This window comes from Orbaceae bacterium lpD04 (genome assembly GCA_036251935.1).
Lineage (GTDB): Bacteria > Pseudomonadota > Gammaproteobacteria > Enterobacterales > Orbaceae > Orbus > Orbus wheelerorum.
Genome location: CP133967.1, coordinates 2,495,962 through 2,516,425, shown reverse-complemented (window position 1 = coordinate 2,516,425; position 20,464 = coordinate 2,495,962). Strand labels below are relative to the sequence as shown.

Here is a 20,464-nt window from a genome sequence, read left to right as displayed (position 1 = left end):
CAACAAGATAAGTCGTATTATTTCTTGATAAAAATTAAAAAAATATTTTAAATGATAATTATTTTCATTTAAAATATAATAGATCACAAATTCGTACCTTATAATGTCACACTATGATAGCAAAACTTAATAAAAGTAAAAAAAATAATCTTAATCCTTATCTCTCTGTCTCTATTTTAGTGCATTTGACTATTGCCGGCGTTTTATTGTCTGGTGCTTATTTTTCTGATCGCATGATATTATTGGACGGGAATGATTCAATAAAAGCGGTGATGATTGATTTATCAGTAATGGCTGCACCAAAACAATCTTTAGTTGAAAATACACCACAACTTGAAAAAGTTGATAATAACGAAATAATTAAAGATCAGACTGTCGAGATTAAGCCTGAAGATTTTAAAAAAGAACCTGAGATAGAGCCAGATCTGATTGTTGAAAAAAAGGAGCTTGAAAAGCTTCCAACCCCCTTAGAACCTAAATTGATTGTAAAAGAAAAATCGGCTAAATCTAAAGATAAAAATAAGCCAAGGGAACGAAAAGCATCTAAACAGCAGACTAGACAAGAAGTCATGCTTGATAAGCTTGCAGAGAATGTGGTCGCCCCTACAATATCGAATAATACGCAATATTCAGCAAAACCAACTCCAATTAGTCGTAAGCATCCCGAATATCCTCGTAAGGCATTAGACTTACGGATCGAAGGTTATGTTGTCGCTATTTATGATGTTGGCACTAATGGTAGAGTTGAGAATATTCGTATTATTGAAGCTAAGCCTAATAATATTTTCAATAAATCAGTTATTCAAGCGCTCAAACAATGGAAATTTCAACCAACTAGTGCTAAAGATCTAAGCGTTAGGATTGTCTTTAATAGTAATAAATCAGTCGATATTGATAACGCTTAGTAATTAAGGATGTATTATTATTTGTACGCGATTATTTTGCCATTAATATTTCTATTTCATGCGGCAACTTAGGTACATCACTTGTCAATACTTCGTTACCATGTTTAGTAATTAGAAGATTATCTTCGATACGAATACCAATGCCACAGTACTGCTTTGGTACATTCGCGTCTTTATTAATGTACAAGCCCGGTTCAACAGTAATCACCATACCTTCTTGTAACTTACGTTCTTGGCCTAATGTCTTATAGTCACCAACATCATGTACATCAATACCTAGCCAGTGACCAAGCCCATGCATATAAAATTGAGTATAGGCTTTTTGTTCAATTAACTCATCAATATTACCTTGCATAATATTTAGCTTAATTAAACCCTCCACCATAATTTTAATGACTTCCTCATTAACAGCTTTAATAGTTATACCTGGTTTAAAAAGCGCAATAGCTTTTAATTGAGAGCAAAGAACAATGTCATAAATTTCTTTTTGTTCTTTGCTAAATTTACCATTTATTGGAAATGTACGTGTAATGTCTCCGGCATAAGATTGATATTCACAGCCAGCATCAATTAATACCAAATCACCACTTTGTAATAGTTCATTATTATTTTCATAATGGAGAATACAACCATTGTTACCACTGCCAACAATAGTATTATAAGACGCACTTCTCGCCCCGTATTTGATGAACTCATGCAATATTTCACCTTCAAGTTGGTATTCGTACATGCCAGGCTTGCATTGTTGCATAGCACGAATATGACCTTGAGCTGTGATTTTACCTGCTTGGCGCATTATTTCAATTTCATGAGGTGATTTAAATAAACGCATATTATGTAATATTGGTCGCCAATCAATAATCGCTTTTGGTGCATAGAAATTTTTTCTTACTCCTTGCCTAAGTGTTACCATTAATCTATTAATGATATCATCGGCGTAAGTGTATAGCTGGCTAGCATGGTACAACGCATCTTTGCCATTAATAATTTCAGGAAGGAGTTCACTTATATCATTAAATGGATAGGCTTTATCTACGTTTATCTGCTTTAGTGCAGCATCTTGTCCTAAACGGTAACCTGTCCATGTTTCGGCAAGAGGATCTTTAGTTCTATTAAATAGAATAGTTTGATGATCACTTGCGGAATTTTTGACTAATAAAAGTGCTGATTCAGCTTCATTAAAAGCGGTTAAATACCAAAAATCGCTATTTTGTCGATAGGGGTAATGGGTATCGTTGCTTCGAATAACTTCTGGCGCCGCAAAAAAAATAGCGGCGCTATTATCTATCATATTTGCGAAAATTTTTTCTCGGCGCGCAATTATATCACTAGTCATTGTTGTACCCATTTGCGTTGATACTAATGTATTGTTGTTGATGGAGTATGTTCGGTAAATTCATCATGACACAAAATAACAGTCATACGAACATATTCTAAAATCTCTTCAAAAGCAAACGCGAGCTCTTCTTGATCATCATCTTCATCATAACCTAGTTGAGTTATTTGCCTAAGATCATAAATAGCCTCTCCAACATCACCTTTTACTTTAGCTAGTTGAGGTTGAGCCAATCCCAAACCAAGTAGAAAATGGTTAATCCAGCCAACCATATCATCGATTTGCATAAACAAATTTTGATCGCTAATGACGAGCTGAAATTCAAAATTATCATCATTTAGCTGTTGTTTTGTTTGCTCATAAAGCTGGGTTGTGAGCTGCGATAGAGAACTGGCTAATGGTTTACCATCATTCATCATATCATCAACTAAAGTGCGCCAACTTTCATCATGATTACCACCCGCTAAAATCCCGGAAATAAATCCATGAAGTTCAGCGGTTGTGACACCAATAGCTTGGGATTTTAGTTCAGAATTTAATGAAGTATATAATGATATTTTTGACATAATTGTAACTCTATAAATTGATACTTAGCGCCATAGTATATACTTAAATAGCCGTAAGTTGCAGCTTTTTAGTGATCGACAAAACTCATATTAGCAAAGACTATATTAAAATAAGACGTAATCTATGCACTTATATCATTTAATATATCTAGCGCATCAGATAGTTTTTTAACTGCATAAATTTGCATATCAGCAGGTTTCTTTTTAGGGACATTTGCAGCCGGAACAATCGCACGTTTAAAACCATGCTTTGCCGCTTCTGATATTCTTTCTTGTCCGCTAGGGACAGGGCGTATTTCACCACCTAAACCTATTTCACCAAAAATAACTAAGTCTTGGGGTAACGCTCGATTACGAAAGCTTGACACTAACGCTGAAATTAGCGCCAGATCTACACTCGTTTCCGTAACTTTCACTCCGCCAACAACATTAACAAAAACGTCCTGATCTGCCATTTGTAAACCACCATGACGATGGAGCACGGCTAACAATAATGCGAGCCGATTTTGTTCAAGGCCAACTGTAACGCGCCTTGGATTTCCGTACATAGAGTGATCAACTAAAGCTTGGATTTCGACAAGCAGTGGCCTTGTGCCCTCCCAAAGTACCATCACTGAGCTACCAGGTAACATTTCATCTCCTCGGCTTAAAAAAATTGCAGAGGGATTACTAACTTCCTTCAAGCCTTGCTCAGTCATCGCAAATACACCTAATTCATTGACGGCTCCAAATCTATTTTTATGGCTGCGAAGGGTTCTAAAACGTGAATCTGAGTCACCATCAAGTAACACCGAGCAATCGATACAGTGCTCAAGTACTTTTGGCCCAGCAAGTGAGCCATCTTTAGTCACATGTCCGACCATGATAATTGCAATACCTTTAGTTTTTGCAAATCGTGTCAAATAGGCGGCAGTTTCTCTTACTTGCGCAACGCTACCTGGCGAAGACTGGATGTCAGCCATATGCATAACTTGAATTGAATCGATAACCATTAATCTTGGCTGCTCTTTATCTGCCAATAAACAGATTTGCTCAATACTCGTTTCAGATAACATATTTATCTGATCAGTTGGTAATCCTAATCGATGCGCTCGCATTGCGACTTGTTGTAAAGACTCCTCACCAGTGACATAAAGTGTCTTCATTTGTGTTGATAGGCGGCACATTGTTTGTAAAAGTAGCGTACTTTTTCCAGCTCCAGGGCTACCCCCAATTAAAATTGCACTACCGGGAACAACGCCTCCACCAAGAACGCGATCGAACTCTGAAAAACTAGTTGAAAAGCGAGGTAATTCTTCAAGGCTAATTTCAGCTAGTTTTTGTATTTTAGATAACCCAGCGTCGCCTGCATAACCGGTAAAGCGCTCACTACGATTATTCGTCGAGGCCAATCTTACTTCAGTTATCGTATTCCATGCATGGCATTCACTGCACTGCCCCTGCCATCGAGGATAATCAGCCCCACATTCATTACAAACATAAGCGCGTTTAGGTGCTTTTGCCAACTATAAGTCTCCCTATCTTTTACTAAAAATTAGCCTTGGCTATCTAGGCTTGCTGATAATATACAGACAAGCCCAGTTAAATCAGCGTGATTAATATTAATTTTTGCTTTCTGTATCACTTTAGGCTTTCCATGATAAGCAACACCAAGCCCAGCAATACGAATCATCATCAAATCATTTGCCCCATCGCCAATTGCTACGGTTTGTTCGATTGGTATATCAAATTGGTTTGCTAAATTTTGTAGGGTTCGTGCTTTAAATTTGGCATCAACAATCTGCCCTTTAATTTTACCTGACAATTTACCCAGCTGATTAATATCTAACTCATTAGCATAAACGGCATCAAGTCTAAACTTACTTTTAAGGTGATTGGCAAAGTAAGTAAATCCACCTGATACGATCGCAATTTTCCAATTTCTTTTATGTAATTCTTTAATTAAAAAAGGTAAACCAGGCATAATAGGTAGCTGGCTTTTTATGGTCTCTAGTATTGATACATCAGCATTTTTTAGCGTGGCAACGCGTTTACGTAAACTGGTCGCAAAATCGATCTCACCACGCATGGCTTGTTCAGTAATTTTTGATACTAATTCTCCTGAGCCATGACGTTTGGCTATTTCATCAATGCATTCAATTACAATTGCGGTAGAATCCATATCCATAACTAACAATCCTTTAGCTTTTAACGTCGCAAGATTATCAATAATAGAAACATCAATACCTAAATCATTCGCGATTTGTTGCGCTTTTTTGGGCATTACGCCTGCAATTCGTATCACCTGATATGTTTTTATTTTCCATGATGAGACAATAACAATTGGAATTGCTAACATATTTTGGAACTTAGATAGCAATGTCTTATTGAGTTTTTTACCATAAATAATCCAGCCAGTTTTACCCGCATTATAATCTAATGGCACAACTTCACTGCCATTCAATGAAAGCGGTAATCCTTGCCAACTGTCGATATTTTCAGATAGATCATTAAATATTAATGTATTGCCCATAGCTAGCTTTCGTTATTTATTAGGTTATTAATAAAGATGAATTTATCATAACATAAGCAAAAAATAGGCGTTATAAAAAAATGAAAACAGCCTAATTCAAATAATTAAACTGTTTTTAGTCATGAGGGATTAATTTGACTTACTAAGCCATTTTCGCATTGTATATCCGATAGCAAGGATAATAAACCAAATCGGCGTTGCAATTAGCGCTTGTCTAGTATCTGTTTCTAACGTGAGTAGGACGACGACAAAAACAAAGAAGGCTAAGCAGATAACACACATTGCAATTCCACCAGGCATTTTAAATACGGATTGCTGGTGTAAATGATGGCGCTTGATACGGTATATAATGTAGGATAACAAAATCATAGACCAGATAAACATAAATAAAATGGCTGAAATAGTTGTGACAATTGTAAATGCAGTAATGACATCTGGAACCATATAAATAAGTACCACCCCGCCAAGTAAACAGATACAAGAAAACATTAAACCGTTAGCCGGTACTGACCTATTTGAAAGTTTGCCAAACATCGATGGCGCATCGTGTTTCTTTGCTAGCCCAAATAGCATTCGACTCGTTGAGTAAATACCACTATTAGCTGATGAGGCAGCGGATGTTAAGACTACAAAATTAATTAAACTCGCAGCAGCAGGCAAACCAATTAAGGTAAACAATTCTACAAATGGGCTTTTATTGGCAGATATAAAAATCCATGGCGTCACACTCATGATAATAATTAAGGCAAATACATAAAAGAAGATAATTCGTACTGGTACAGAATTAATTGCGCGAGGTAAATTTTTGGTCGGATCTTTCGTTTCAGCAGCGGTAGTACCAACTAGCTCAATGCCTACAAAAGCAAAAATTGCGATTTGGAATCCAGCAAAAAAGCCCATCATTCCTTTTGGAAACATGCCACCATATTGCCAAAGATTACTAACTGCGGCTGTTGAATTGGTTTGCTGCGAATAATAGGCGGTCACGATAAGAACAATGCCAATAACAATAAGGGCGAAGATCGCAACGATTTTAATCATCGAAAACCAAAATTCAGTTTCACCAAACATTTTAACGGTAAGTAGATTAAGTGATAATAAAACTAAAATACAAAGTGTCATTGGGATCCAAGCTTCTAGCGCTGGAAACCAATGCTGAGCATAACCCGCAATAGCGACCACATCAGCTATTCCCGTCACAACCCAACAAAACCAATAAGTCCAGCCGGTAAAAAAACCGGCCCAAGGACCAAGCAAATCGGCGGCAAAGTCACTAAATGACTTATAATTAAGATTAGATAATAAAATTTCGCCCATTGCGCGCATAACGAAAAAAAGGACGAAGCCAATGATCATATAAACGAAAATAATGGAAGGGCCTGCTAAACTTATTGTTTTACCCGATCCCATGAATAATCCGGTACCAATAGCCCCACTAATTGCAATTAATTGAATATGTCGATTAGATAAATTGCGTTTAAGTTTATTTTCTTGCGAAGACCCAGTATCATTAACTGAATTCATGGTATCTTTATTCCTTGAGTAATTTTATTAACAACCAATTGATATTAATGGCTCTATATAGTGATATCAATATTTTTATTTAGAATAATGATTAAATTTTTTTATGATATAAAAATCATTATAGTAATGGGCTTATAAGTGGCTGTCTTAGCCTTTTTTGCACCAATTTGATGAGTATAGCAAAATGAGAAATAAATATCTTACAAAATTCACGCCAAGATACGTTGTATTTTTGGTCTTAATTATTGGATGTATGATTACGGGTTGTAGCAATCATCCTACCGATCAAGGCCAACAATATTTAGATGGACAGCTTGCAAATAATTTTAATTTATCACAACCTCACCTAGGTATTCCTATTAATATTGCTGATTATTTAATGCAAGTTAATGCTATTGAGCGAACATCACCCTCATTATATAAAAAAAATCAGGCTATTTATCAAGCAATTAATCAGTGGATAGCATCTGGTTTTACAACGGACAAGTTTAATCGAGTTGGTTTAAGTAATTATCAGCTTATCGGCCAAGATCAGATGGGTAATGTTCACCTAACTGGTTACTATACGCCAGTGTTAAAAGCAAGGCATCAACCCGATAGTGAGTTTCGTTACCCAATTTATGCCAAACCAACTAACTGGCAAGGTGAATTGCCGACGAGAGAAGAGATCTACAATGGCGCCTTTGATGGTCAAAAACTTGAAATTGCTTATACTCAGTCACTAATTGATAACTTTATAATGGAAGTACAAGGCAGTGGCTACATTGATTTTGAAAATAATGAACCACTAGTTTTCTTTGGTTACAGTGGTAAAAATGGCCATCCTTATAAAAGTATTGGTAGATTGCTTATTGAACAAGGCGAAATTGATCGAGATAAGGTCTCGATGCAAGCGATTAAAGCATGGGCAGATAAACAAAATGAACAAAAGGTCATTAATTTATTAAAACAAAATGCATCAGCGGTTTTCTTTCAGCCACAATATAATGGCGCCGTTGTTGGTTCAACAGGGATCCCATTGGTTGCTAAAGCTGCGGTTGCATCAGATCAATCTATTATTCCCGCTGGCTCAGTGATGCTTATTGATGTTCCATTACTTGATGATAAAGGCGTTTATCGTGGGCAAAGAGAATTACGATTAATGATCGCACTCGATGTTGGTGGCGCAATCAAAGGCCAACACCTTGATGTTTATCAAGGGATTGGTGATGAGGCAGGTCATAAGGCCGGTTATTACAATCATTATGGCCGAGTATGGTTACTTAAACCGACTGCCAATAGCCACTTAGCTATACCAATAACTAATTAAATAATATCAATCTTTTTATGAAAAATGGCTAAAGTAAGTGAGGATTTAGGCTTGCTTAAGTTTAGATAATAAGCTTAAATATTATTAACAATATGCTAAACAAGATATAGGGAGTTATAGATGGCTGCGAAGAAAAAAGTTGCACAGATATTAATTGACGTCTTATCTGAGGCTGGTGTTAAACACTGTTATGGCGTAGTTGGTGATACATTAAATTACGTTACCGAGGCGATTTATCATAGCGATATTGAGTGGGTACACGTAAGGCATGAAGAAGTTGGTGCATTTGCTGCCGGGGCCGAAGCTTTTGTTGCTGATAGATTAACTGCTTGCGCTGGATCTTGTGGGCCAGGAAGTCTACATTTCATTAATGGTATTTATGAAGCTCAGCGTAATGGTGCGCCAGTTGTCCTTATTGCTAGTCAGCTTGCAACTGATACGTTAGGCTCTGACTTTCCTCAAGAAGTTGATTTTGAAAGTATTTATAAAAACTGCTCTGTATTTTGTCAGCAAGTTATTAATCCCCACAGTGCTCGTCGCGTTTTCACCGAGGCTGTACAAACAGCTATTAGCCAGCGAGGTGTCTCGGTAATAATTTTACCCGTTGATATCAGTAAAGCCGAAGTTGAAGATATTATTTGCTATTTACCACAGCAATCTAAACCACACTTATCACCGGATATTACTGAACTTAAAAAAGCAGTCGAATTAATAGAGCAGGGTAAAAATATTGGTATTTATGCAGGGATTGGTTGCCGATATGCTCATGATGAGCTAGTTCAGCTTGCAGCATTACTAAAAGCGCCAATTGCACATACTTCAAGAGCTAAAGATTTTATTGAGTATGATAATCCTTATAATGTTGGCATGACCGGCATGTTTGGTACGAAAGGCGGCTTTGACATGATCAAGTCTTGCGATACATTATTAATATTGGGATGTGGCTTTGCTTGGTCTCAATTCTATCCTGATAATGCAACCATAATTCAAGTTGATCACGACGCAACCCGTATTGGCTTACGTCACGCTGTTAATTGTGGCGTTGTTGCCGATGTGAAAACGACGATACAAGCCTTAATGCCATTATTAACATCAAGGCAAGATCACACGTTTTTAGATAAATATGTTGCTCTGTATCGAAAAGCTGTTGCTAAGCTTGATAAAAAAGTCGTCGCATCAAGTGATCAGTTAATTCATCCTCAATATTTAGTTGATTTACTCGATCGTTATGCTAGTGACGATGCTATTTTCACTGCTGATGTTGGCTCGGCAATGGTATGGTTATCAAGGCATATTCATGTTAATGGTCGGCGTAGAACCATGTCTAGCCTAAAACATGGTTCGATGGCTAATGGCATGCCACAAGCGCTAGGATTACAAAAAGCATATCCGCAAAAACAAGTTATTTCTATATCTGGTGATGGTGGGCTTGCCATGTTATTAGGCGATTTATTGACTGCTATTCAAGAAAAATTACCGATTAAAGTTGTCGTATTAAATAATCATTCGCTAAATTTCGTTGAGTTAGAGCAAAAGGGAGAAGGCTTAGTTGAGCGTTACACAGACCTTAACAACCCTAATTTTGCTCAATTAGCCCAAAGTATCGGGTTTTATGGAAAACAAGTGACGAATGCTGAGGAATTAGAGCACGCGGTTAAAGAATTTTTAACTTATGATGGCCCCGCACTTCTAGATGTACATACTAATGCAAATGAACTTATTATGCCGCCAGTTACAACACTTGATGAGGTTAAAGGGATGGCTTTGTATAGTGCTAAGGCAACATTAGAAGGTAAAGGTAGCGATTTTATCAATCTAATCAAAGATAACTTTATTAAGAAGTAATACCATATTTAGTATTAACTATAACCAATTTTCATCGAAAGTTATTTATAGTAAGGTAAATTTAGGGGAATATTATATTCCCCTAGAATAATCATTAGCTAATTTTCATGCCAGGCTGTGCACCACTATCAGGTGATAAAAGGTAGAGTCCATTTTTATCTTCTTTACCACTAGCGCAAAGTACCATTCCTTCTGAAACACCAAAGCGCATTTTTCGAGGCGCTAAGTTGGCAACCATCACTGTAAGTCTTCCAACTAATATACTTGGATCTGAGTAGGCACTGCGGATCCCCGAAAATACATTACGTACTTCATTGCCTAAATCTAATGTCAGTTGTAATAGCTTATCTGAGCCATCGACTAATTTCGCATCTTTAATCAGTGCAACGCGTAAATCAACCTTAGCAAAATCATCAAAATTAATCGTATCGCCAATAGGCTCTACTGTTGAATTTGAAACGGGATCTGCTGGCGCTAAAAGCGTTTTAGTTTCTTCAATCACTTTTTCAATATTTGCCATTTCGATACGGGTGAATAATGCTTTAAATTTATTCACTGTATGATTAGTAAGTGGCGTAGCCATACTATCCCAATCTAAGTTGGTAGCTAAAAACGCCTCACTACGCTGTGCAAGGCTTGGCACTACGGGTTTTAAATAAGTCATTAATACCTTAAATAGATTAATCCCCATTGAACAGATATCTTGTAACAACTGATCTTGGCCTTCTTGTTTAGCAACAACCCATGGCGCTTTTTCATCAATATAACGATTAGCTTCATCAGCAAGTGCCATAACTTCGCGAATTGCTTTGCTGAGTTCTCTTGACTCAAAGTAACTTGCAATAACCTCTGCTTTTTGTACAAATCGATCATATAGCGTTTGATCTGCGATATGAGATGATAATTTGCCATCAAAACGTTTAGTAATAAATCCTGCACAGCGAGAGGCTAAATTAACCACCTTATTAACAATATCACTATTCACACGTTGCACAAAATCTTCAAGGTTTAAATCAATATCATCGATAGTTGATGATGATTTTGCCGCATAATAATAACGTAAACAATCAGGCTCAATATGTTTTAAGTAGGTACTTGCTTGAATAAACGTTCCTCTCGATTTTGACATTTTTGCGCCATCAACCGTTACATAACCATGTACAAAAATATTCGTTGGTTTACGATGAGCGCTACCATCAAGCATTGCTGGCCAAAATAGGCTATGGAAGTAGACAATATCTTTACCAATAAAATGATAGAGTTCTGTTTTCGATTCCTTTTGCCAAAAATCATCGAAACTTAAGTTACCAACTCGGTCACAATAGTTTTTAAACGATCCCATATAGCCAATTGGCGCATCAAGCCAAACATAAAAATATTTACCTGGCGCATCAGGAATTTCAAAACCAAAATAAGGTGCATCGCGGCTAATGTCCCATGGTTGAAGTCCTGCTTCAAACCATTCTTGCATTTTATTTGCAACTTGTTCTTGAAGTGTACCTGAGCGGATCCAAGTTTGTAACATCGCTTTAAATTCGGGTAAGTCAAAGAAATAGTGCTCGGATTCTTTAACAATTGGCGTTGCGCCTGAAACAACTGATTTAGGATTAATTAAGTCAATTGGGCTATATGTTGCACTACACACTTCGCAGTTATCGCCATATTGATCTGGTGCTTTACATTTCGGGCAAGTCCCTTTTACAAAACGATCAGGTAAAAACATCTGCTTTTCTGGATCATAAAGCTGTGAAATTACTTTCGTTTTAATATAACCATTTGCCTTTAAGCGTGAATAGATAAGTTCTGATAATTCACGGTTTTCAGGGCTGTGGGTTGAATGGTAATTATCAAAGCTAATATTAAAACCAGCAAAGTCCTGTTGGTGCTCTTTTTTTACACCCGCAATCAACTCTTCTGGCGTTATTCCCAATTGCTGTGCTTTTAACATAATCGGTGTGCCGTGGGCATCATCAGCACAAATAAAGTAAATTTCTTGACCACGCATTCGCTGGTAACGCACCCAAACGTCTGCTTGAATATGTTCAAGCATGTGGCCTAAATGAATCGAGCCATTAGCGTAAGGAAGGGCGCACGTTACTAGAATTCTACGTTTGTCAGTCATCTTGTTACCTTTTATTGTATTTAATTTTTATATTAATTGAAGCCATCGATATTATTCCTTGCCAAATATGCATGCAAGAAAATTTTATTGAGCGATCTGTAAATACTACATCAAACATAGGATTATCGCCAGATTTGTGCCATAATTTCTACTAAATAATTTCGTTACAAAGGTTAAATAATGTCAGTAAACGACTTATCTCAAGTTAACGCTCTTTTAGCTGCGTTTACTCACGTCACTTTACATAAAAACTTACTTGAACTTAATGCCATTAAGCAGTGTGAAATAATTGGAGATAGATTATCTATCAAATTAGTCATGCCTTTTGCTTGGCAAAGTGCATATGAACAATTAAAGCAAACAGTCACAGTGCAGCTGCTTAAATTGACGAAAACGAAAAGTATCGATTGGTCGATTGAATACAATATTGCAACGTTAAAGCGAGCAAATGAACAGCACGCGGTGAATAATATTAAAAATATTATTGTGGTTAGTTCGGGCAAAGGGGGGGTTGGTAAATCGTCAACTGCCGTTAACCTTGCGCTTGCACTACAGCGTGAAGGGGCAAACGTTGGTTTACTTGATGCTGATATATATGGTCCTTCTATTCCAACCATGCTTGCCACTCAAAATCAGCACCCAATGTCTCCTGACAATCAACATATGACGCCGATTATGGCTTATGGACTGGCAACAAATTCAATTGGTTACTTAGTTGATCCTGATAATGCGATGGTATGGCGTGGGCCAATGGCAAGCAAAGCACTGTTACAAATTTTACAAGATACGCTTTGGCCAGCATTAGACTATTTGGTGATTGATATGCCGCCAGGAACAGGCGATATTCAGCTAACGCTTGCACAAAGTATTCCTGTAACTGGGAGTATTATTGTCACAACGCCACAAGATATTGCCTTAATTGATGCTAAAAAAGGCATTGTGATGTTCAATAAAGTCAATATTCCAACCATCGGAATTGTTGAAAATATGAGCTATCATATTTGTGAAAACTGTGGACATCATGAAGCGATATTTGGCGAGGGAGGTGCTAAGCAATTAGCCGAGCAATATCAAACCAAACTGTTAGGTCAAATCCCTTTACATAAATCATTAAGACAAGACCTTGATAGTGGTAAGCCAACAGTTGTCAACCAAGCTGATAGTGAATTTGCCACTATGTATTGCCAGCTAGCCGATCGCGTTGCTGCAGAATTGTATTTTCAAGGGCAAGTGATTTTACCGGATATCTCGTTTAAAGCGTTATAAATTTAAACTATATTTTTTCACTATAATGATATCTTACAACAAAAAAATAACGAAAATAGTGCCACTACTCATCAAACATAATTGGTCGTTACTATTAGCACTTAGTGACGACCGATATTATTTATCTTATATTTTAACAAAGCTCAATTGATTTTAAGACGATATCTTGGCTCACATCATTAATGACTTCAACATGACCAATTTTTGTTGGCAGCACTAAACGTAATTTACCTGATAATACTTTTTTATCACGTAACATATGAGGAATATAAGATTGAGCACTCATTTGTGGCGGCCTTGCTACCGGTAATTGCGCTTTGATTAATAAATTTTTGATTCGCTCAATATCACTTTCAGTAAAATGACCTAATAGTTTAGCGGCTTGCGCAGCCATTAATATCCCCACGCTAACGGCTTCACCATGTAACCAATTACCATAGCCAAGTTCAGCTTCAATTGCGTGACCATAAGTATGGCCTAAATTTAAAATAGCACGCATATCTTGTTCAGTTTCATCAGATGCAACAACTTGCGCTTTAAGTTTACAGCAGTGATAAATACAATAACTCATCGCACTGGGCTTAAGTTCAAGTAAGGCATCGATATTATTTTCAAGCCAGCTAAAAAACGCTGAATCAAGGATCACACCGTATTTTATCACTTCAGCAAGCCCTGCTGATAGTTCACGCATAGGTAAGGTTTTTAGGCAATTAAGATCAATCACAACTGACTGTGGTTGATAAAAAGCTCCAATCATATTTTTACCAAGCGGATGGTTAATGGCAGTTTTACCGCCGACTGACGAGTCTACTTGTGAGAGTAAGGTTGTAGGAACTTGGATAAATTTAATTCCGCGCTGATAACATGCCGCGGCAAATCCGGCTACATCACCAATAACGCCGCCGCCAAGTGCAATTAAAATAGAGTTACGCGTGTGATTATTTTTTAATAAAGTCGATAACATAATATTCCATGTTTCCATGGTTTTATATTGTTCACCATCAGGCACAATAACGTGATCAGTTTTAATGCCATTTTGCTCAAGCATATTGGTGAGCGATGATAAATAAAGCGGAGCAATGGTTTCATTCGTTGCAATTAAAACACGTTGGCCAGGCTTTAATTTAAAATATTCGAAATTTGTTAAGGTATGTTCACCAATTGTGATTGGATAACTACGATCACTTAGTGAAACCGTTAGCGTTTTTAACATGATCATCCTGCCGTTATTTTTTAGAGTATATGACAACTCGGGCTAGCAATATGTTAAACATAAAAAACTAGCAGCGCAACTTAGAATCATTTAAACTTAGTGCTTATTTTTATCAGCATAATGAGTTTTATATGTGTTTGTCTCTTGTTCTTGCTCAGCAAAATTTTCGAGTGGGCGATATTGAAGGAAATACGGTTCGTATTATTGAACTAATCAATCAACATTTGACCGAAGATTTAATCATTTTTTCTGAGCTAGCGCTTTGTGGCTATCCGCCTGAAGATCTTATTTATCGACAAGATTTTAAAATCCGCTGCGAGTGTGCTTTAGCATCTATCAAACAAGCTAGTCAAAATTGTGGCGTGATTGTTGGTCATCCAACATGGCTAGAAGATAAAATGTATAATTCGGTATCACTCTTTTATCAAGGTAAGCAGCTCGCTATTTATCATAAACAGTGTTTGCCAAACTATGATGTATTTGATGAAAAACGTTATTTTACTGCCGGAAAAGATAGCTGCATTATTGATTTTAAAGGAACGAAATTAGGATTATTAATTTGCGAAGATCTATGGCAAAACGAGCCGATAGATCAATTAAAAAACCAAAAAGTTGATATGGTTATCACCATTAATGCATCCCCATATGATTATGAAAAGCAGCAACAAAGACAAGCATTAGTACAAAATCATGCTAAGCGTAATCAGTTACCAATTGTTTATGTTAACCAAGTTGGTGGTCAAGATGAGCTAGTATTTGATGGCAACTCATTTATTTGTAATGGGCAAGGTCAACTTACTTGCCAATTAAGCGCTTTTGAATCGCAAGTTAAGGCCGTTAGTAACTACCAACAGCATGTTTCAACGCCAGTTCAAAATAAAGACAACCGACTTGCTGATATTTATCAAGCATTGGTATTGGCAACGCATGATTATGTCACTAAAAATGGCTTTAATGGGGTGATTTTAGGTTTATCTGGTGGTATTGATTCGGCATTAACATTAGCAATCGCGGTTGATGCGCTTGGTAAAGATAAAGTGCAAGCGGTTATGATGCCTTTTCGTTATACCGCAGATATCAGTATTGCTGATGCCAAAGAAGAGGCAGAAATTTTAGGGGTTGAATTTAATATCACCTCAATTGAGCCGATGTTTGATGCTTTTATGGCACAATTGACGCCGATGTTTAGCGATACACGAAGCGATACAACAGAAGAAAACTTACAAGCTCGTTGCCGTGGTGTTATTTTAATGGCGCTATCTAACAAACGTCGGCAGTTAGTCTTAACGACCGGCAATAAGAGCGAAATGTCTGTTGGTTATGCAACCTTATACGGTGATATGGCTGGTGGCTTTGATGTATTAAAAGACGTGCCAAAAACACTAGTATTTGAATTATCAAAGTATCGTAATACGCTGTCTTATGTCATACCTGAAAGGGTGATAACGCGGCCTCCATCGGCAGAGCTCGCGCCAGATCAAAAAGATGAGGATAGTTTACCGCCTTATGATATTTTAGATGCTATCTTAAAAGGTTATATTGAACAAGATCTGTCAGTTAGCGATTTAATTGAGTTAGGTTATGATGAACCAACAATACGTCGCGTCATAAAATTAGTCGATATTAATGAATATAAACGCCGTCAATCAGCGGTCGGTCCTAAAATAACATCGCGTAATTTTGGTAAGGGGCGTCGTTATCCGATCACATCTTCATTTGGTTATAAAAACTGGTAATAAAAAGCCTGAAGTAAAAAAGGAACAGATTATGAAAAAAATTGAAGCAATTGTTAAGCCATTCAAATTAGATGATATCCGTGAAGCATTAGCTGATCAAGGTATTACCGGAATGACTGTAACTGAAGTAAAAGGGTTTGGTCGTCAAAAAGGGCACACAGAACTATACCGTGGCGCTGAATATATGGTTGATTTTTTACCGAAAGTTAAAATTGAGATAATTGTGTCAGATGATATTGTTGAAATGTGTATTGATACTATTATAAAAACGGCACAAACGGGTAAGATTGGCGATGGGAAAATTTTTGTCTATGATGTTGAACAAGTTATTCGTATTCGCACCGGTGAAATGGATGAAATGGCAATATAATATGATTAATGGCTTATAGTTCTCTAAATCTCGCTATTTTTGATCGCTTTTCAATAATAAAGCCTTGAACCTAACTTGAATTCGTTAGCTCAAGGTTTTACCCATAGTATTATATTGTTTTTTCTTGTTTTGCCTTCCATCTATCAAATGGTCTAACAACTTTATATTAAAATTATTAAGAAATATATTTGTTATTATTTCTTAAAACAAGACTGTAAATATTTAATTCATTGTTTAATTGTTGGAATATAGATCGCAAAAGAGTCTTTAATTTCCAATAAATGGTTTTTCTTATAAAAAATTTGCGCTAAATTGACAACATCAGCTAACTAACTTAATTCACTAACTCAATTCAATAATCATGATTATGGTAATTAAAGAATGAAAGAATATAAGAAAAGCATTATCAATAAGTTATCTTCTTGTTTCACGCAATATGAAATGAAACAAATATCGATTAAACCTTTATTTGGTGGAGCAGGTGTTTGTCTTAATGAGGTCATGTTTGCATGGATATATGACAATAATCTTTATTTACGTGGCCATGTCGATTATTTAACGAGATTTATTCAATTAAATATGGAACCCTTGATATTTGGTACAGGAGTTACTGTCAAATTATTACAATATTATAAAGTAACAAATTATTTATGGGGAGATGAAAAAGCATTCAAAGATATTGTGCAAATGGTTATCAAGTATGCATGCTTAGATAAGCTATCTAAACGGCGTATAAAAGAATCTAGGATCAAAGACTTACCCAATATGACCTTATCATTAGAACGTTCTCTGTTTCGAGTCGGTATTATTAATTTAGCTGCTTTTCGTCGCCAGGGATCATTTAAAAGTTATTATAAATTAGAACAATGTAATAAAAGCCTATCAAAAAATATATTATATACTTTGCATTCGGCTTTAATGGGTAACCACGTTGCCACTTTAACTGAAGAACAAAAAAATACCCTCAAAAAAGAGTACAACGAATTTACCATTTCTCAATAATACAGTATGAATATAATGGCAGGCCTATCTGCTCTTAAGTAAGTAAATATGGCTTTTTGTACTTTTCACTAGATATTTGATTTAGAGTGCTATACAATGGCGCGTCGATTTCAACCGCTTAATTTTCATGTTCCTTGCTTTCATTGGGTTACGGTTGACCCTGACAGAAAGCTGATTAATCCGTAGGGAGCGATAATGCGTCATTACGAAATTGTTTTTATGGTTCATCCAGACCAAAGCGAACAAGTTCCAGGTATGATTGAACGTTATACTGGTACTTTAACGACTACTGGTGGTACTATCCATCGTTTAGAAGATTGGGGACGCCGTCAATTGGCTTATCCTATTGAAAAACTGCACAAAGCACACTATGTTCTTATGAATGTAGAAGCAACTCAAGAAGCGGTAGACGAGTTAGAAGATAACTTCCGTTTCAACGATGCGGTTATTCGTAGTTTAATTATGCGTACTAAACACGCTGTGACAGAAATATCTCCAATGCTTAAAGCAAAAGACGAACGTAAAAGTTCAAGAGATGACTTTAACGATGCGGATGCTGAAGATACTGATTCAGATGCTGAGGGATCAGAAGATTAATCAATGCAAAATCGTTTGGAGTTGTCAGGTTGCGTTTTAAAGGCACCCATACGAAAAGTAAGTCCTAGCGGGATATCTCATTGCCAGTTTTATTTACAACATGCTTCAGAGCAAATCGAAGCAGGTCTAAAAAGACAAGCATGGTGTGTGATCCCAGTTATTATTAGCGGGACGAACGAATTGATTCACAGTATTAAAAAGGGCAGTAAAATTTTAGTCGTCGGATTTATTAGCACACATACAAAGGCTAATAATATTCAACAAATTGTTTTACATGCTAGCGAAATTAAATTAATAGATTAAATAGGAGAACTGCCAAATGGCTCGCTATTTCCGTCGTCGCAAATTCTGCCGTTTTACAGCAGAAGGCGTTAAAGAGATTGATTATAAAGATATCTCTTTACTAAAAAGTTATATCACTGAAAGTGGTAAAATTGTACCAAGTCGTATTACTGGTACATGTGCAAAATACCAACGTCAACTAGCTCGTGCAATCAAACGTGCTCGCTACTTGGCTTTATTACCTTACACTGATAACCATCAGTAATTAGCAACAGAGGAAAACATAATGCAAATTATTCTACTCGACAAAGTTGCTAACTTAGGCAGCTTAGGTGATCAAGTTAATGTTAAAGCAGGATATGCTCGTAACTTTTTGATCCCACAAGGTAAAGCAGTTCCAGCTACTAAGAAAAATATTGAATTTTTCGAAGCGCGCCGTGCTGAACTAGAAGCGAAACTTGCTGATGTATTAAAAGCTGCAGAACAAAGAGCTGCTGAAATTAATGCGTTAGTAAAAGTAACGATTACATCAAAAGCGGGTGACGAAGGTCGTCTATTTGGTTCAATCGGTACTCGCGATATCGCAGATGCAGTAAAAGCGCGTGGCGTTAACGTATCTAAGAGTGAAGTTCGTTTACCAAATGGTGTACTTCGTACAACTGGTGAACATGAAGTTTCATTCCAAGTTCACGGTGAAGTCTTTGCTAAAGTGATTCTTGATATTGTGCCAGAAGCATAATAATCATTGTCAGTCTAAAAACCCACTTTAATAGTGGGTTTTTTTTTGATAGCATACAGGTTATTAATCACGATATCGTTATTGTCTTAAATAAAAAAGACGGTTTGATATGGTAAAATGCAGTATATAGATAAATTATTAAATTGTATTTCACAACTAAAAGGTGAGATATCTAATCATATAGGAAAAATCATGGTATTTGATACAGTCGAAAAAAAAGCCAGTTATGGTATTGGATTGCAAATTGGCCAGCAATTAAAAGAATCTGGTTTAAAAAACTTGGAACTTGATGCGCTAAAACAGGGATTAGAAGATGTTCTTTCTGATAGAGCACCAGCGATCTCTTTAGAAGTACTACATGATGCTTTACGTCAAGTTCATGAACAAGCCATGAAAGATAAAGAAGATCAAGCCAAAGTGATAGCACAAGCTGGCGTTGATTTCTTAAAAAATAATTTACAGCAAGATGGCGTTAAATCAACTGAGTCGGGTTTACAGTATTTAGTATTAAAGCAAGGTGATGGTGCAATACCAACTGAAACGAATCAGGTAAGAGTACATTATACTGGCCGTTTAATTGATGGCACTGTTTTTGATAGCTCTGAAGAAAGAGGCCAGCCAGCAGAGTTCCCTGTTAATGGCGTGATTAGAGGATGGGTTGAAGCATTACAATTAATGCCTATTGGGTCAAAATGGCAACTTTATATCCCACAAGAACTTGCTTATGGTTCACAAGGCGCAGGCGCGGCAATTCCGCCATATAGTGCGCTTATTTTCGATGTTGAGCTATTAGCGATAGTTTAAGTGCAAAAAGGGCAGTAATGTGCCCTTTTTAACGTTTTCCCATCCAAACAGCATTGACTGCATTTCTATCGTTATCCTCTGATCGTTAACTCAGTGATTTTAATGCAGTTGAAAAGTGCAATGAACAATGCGCACTAAGACTATTAAAGCATCAATAATAGTGAATACTTCTAAAATATTAGCGTTAATCCGATTATCGGAATAGGGTAAAATAAATTATTGAATTAAGTTATCGGTATTGCATAAAATTGTTGTAGGCATTATTAAATTAATATAAACTTCTTCTGCATTTTAATGATGCAATAATTTAATGGTAGCTAATATCACAATAATAAT

Annotated in this window: 19 protein-coding genes; 12 read left to right on the top strand and 7 right to left on the bottom strand. The window is 36.5% G+C overall.

Translation table 11 applies throughout. The features are described 5' to 3' along the window. The first annotated feature begins 113 nt into the window (after positions 1–113). Positions 114–905: a TonB family protein gene (locus RHO14_11150; protein ID WVD70907.1), complete on the top strand. Its 792-nt coding sequence runs from the start codon at positions 114–116 to the stop codon at positions 903–905. A gap of 31 nt (positions 906–936) precedes the next feature. Here the strand turns inward: RHO14_11150 and pepP are convergent, their stop codons facing one another. From pepP to cycA, 5 genes are all read right to left on the bottom strand, one after another. After that, the gene (gene pepP / locus RHO14_11145; protein ID WVD70906.1) at positions 937–2,241 is read right to left on the bottom strand and encodes a Xaa-Pro aminopeptidase; all 1,305 of its coding nucleotides are present in this window, start codon (positions 2,239–2,241) and stop codon (positions 937–939) included. 23 nt (positions 2,242–2,264) lie between these two features. Then, entirely contained in the window at positions 2,265–2,807 is a 543-nt protein-coding gene (locus tag RHO14_11140; protein ID WVD70905.1) for a YecA family protein, read from the bottom strand. 122 nt (positions 2,808–2,929) lie between these two features. Continuing rightward, on the bottom strand, positions 2,930–4,312 hold the full coding sequence (radA, locus tag RHO14_11135; GenBank protein WVD70904.1) for a DNA repair protein RadA: 1,383 nt from the start codon (positions 4,310–4,312) through the stop codon (positions 2,930–2,932). Positions 4,313–4,341: 29 nt separating this feature from the next. Continuing rightward, positions 4,342–5,319 carry a phosphoserine phosphatase gene (gene serB, locus RHO14_11130; GenBank protein WVD70903.1) on the bottom strand — a complete coding sequence of 326 codons (978 nt, stop codon included), beginning with the start codon at positions 5,317–5,319 and terminating at the stop codon, positions 4,342–4,344. 129 nt (positions 5,320–5,448) lie between these two features. Then, a complete protein-coding gene (cycA, locus tag RHO14_11125) occupies positions 5,449–6,843 on the bottom strand; it encodes a D-serine/D-alanine/glycine transporter (protein WVD70902.1) in 1,395 nt (464 codons plus the stop codon). A 184-nt stretch (positions 6,844–7,027) separates the two neighbouring features. On the opposite strand from cycA, the gene mltA reads away from it, so the two are divergent. Further along, complete coding sequence (mltA, locus tag RHO14_11120; protein WVD70901.1) at positions 7,028–8,152, top strand: murein transglycosylase A; 1,125 nt, start codon at positions 7,028–7,030, stop codon at positions 8,150–8,152. Between the two features lie 120 nt (positions 8,153–8,272). Next, entirely contained in the window at positions 8,273–9,997 is a 1,725-nt protein-coding gene (locus RHO14_11115; protein WVD70900.1) for a thiamine pyrophosphate-binding protein, read from the top strand. A 94-nt stretch (positions 9,998–10,091) separates the two neighbouring features. On the opposite strand, the gene metG is transcribed toward RHO14_11115, so the two are convergent. Then, positions 10,092–12,119 (bottom strand): methionine--tRNA ligase, encoded by a 2,028-nt coding sequence (gene metG, locus RHO14_11110; GenBank protein WVD70899.1) that lies wholly within the window; start codon positions 12,117–12,119, stop codon positions 10,092–10,094. 180 nt (positions 12,120–12,299) lie between these two features. Here metG and apbC point away from each other — a divergent pair, with 180 nt between their 5' ends. Then, on the top strand, positions 12,300–13,385 hold the full coding sequence (gene apbC / locus RHO14_11105; GenBank protein ID WVD70898.1) for an iron-sulfur cluster carrier protein ApbC: 1,086 nt from the start codon (positions 12,300–12,302) through the stop codon (positions 13,383–13,385). A 133-nt stretch (positions 13,386–13,518) separates the two neighbouring features. Here apbC and aroB read toward each other — a convergent pair whose 3' ends face one another. Beyond that, positions 13,519–14,598, bottom strand: a complete 1,080-nt coding sequence (gene aroB, locus RHO14_11100; protein WVD70897.1) for a 3-dehydroquinate synthase — start codon at positions 14,596–14,598, stop codon at positions 13,519–13,521. A gap of 131 nt (positions 14,599–14,729) precedes the next feature. On the opposite strand from aroB, the gene RHO14_11095 reads away from it, so the two are divergent. From RHO14_11095 to RHO14_11060, 8 genes are all read left to right on the top strand, one after another. Continuing rightward, positions 14,730–16,334 carry an NAD+ synthase gene (locus tag RHO14_11095; GenBank protein ID WVD70896.1) on the top strand — a complete coding sequence of 535 codons (1,605 nt, stop codon included), beginning with the start codon at positions 14,730–14,732 and terminating at the stop codon, positions 16,332–16,334. A gap of 31 nt (positions 16,335–16,365) precedes the next feature. Further along, positions 16,366–16,704 carry a nitrogen regulatory protein P-II gene (gene glnB / locus RHO14_11090; GenBank protein ID WVD70895.1) on the top strand — a complete coding sequence of 113 codons (339 nt, stop codon included), beginning with the start codon at positions 16,366–16,368 and terminating at the stop codon, positions 16,702–16,704. A gap of 381 nt (positions 16,705–17,085) precedes the next feature. Beyond that, a complete protein-coding gene (locus RHO14_11085; GenBank protein WVD70894.1) occupies positions 17,086–17,706 on the top strand; it encodes a TfoX/Sxy family DNA transformation protein in 621 nt (206 codons plus the stop codon). 195 nt (positions 17,707–17,901) lie between these two features. Continuing rightward, positions 17,902–18,303 carry a 30S ribosomal protein S6 gene (gene rpsF / locus RHO14_11080; GenBank protein ID WVD70893.1) on the top strand — a complete coding sequence of 134 codons (402 nt, stop codon included), beginning with the start codon at positions 17,902–17,904 and terminating at the stop codon, positions 18,301–18,303. Between the two features lie 3 nt (positions 18,304–18,306). Beyond that, positions 18,307–18,606, top strand: coding sequence for a primosomal replication protein N (gene priB / locus RHO14_11075; GenBank protein WVD70892.1), 300 nt, complete (start codon positions 18,307–18,309; stop codon positions 18,604–18,606). A 16-nt stretch (positions 18,607–18,622) separates the two neighbouring features. After that, complete coding sequence (rpsR, locus tag RHO14_11070; GenBank protein ID WVD70891.1) at positions 18,623–18,850, top strand: 30S ribosomal protein S18; 228 nt, start codon at positions 18,623–18,625, stop codon at positions 18,848–18,850. A 21-nt stretch (positions 18,851–18,871) separates the two neighbouring features. Further along, on the top strand, positions 18,872–19,324 hold the full coding sequence (gene rplI / locus RHO14_11065; GenBank protein WVD70890.1) for a 50S ribosomal protein L9: 453 nt from the start codon (positions 18,872–18,874) through the stop codon (positions 19,322–19,324). Between the two features lie 192 nt (positions 19,325–19,516). Further along, positions 19,517–20,128, top strand: coding sequence for an FKBP-type peptidyl-prolyl cis-trans isomerase (locus RHO14_11060; protein ID WVD70889.1), 612 nt, complete (start codon positions 19,517–19,519; stop codon positions 20,126–20,128). The last annotated feature ends 336 nt before the right edge of the window (positions 20,129–20,464 follow it).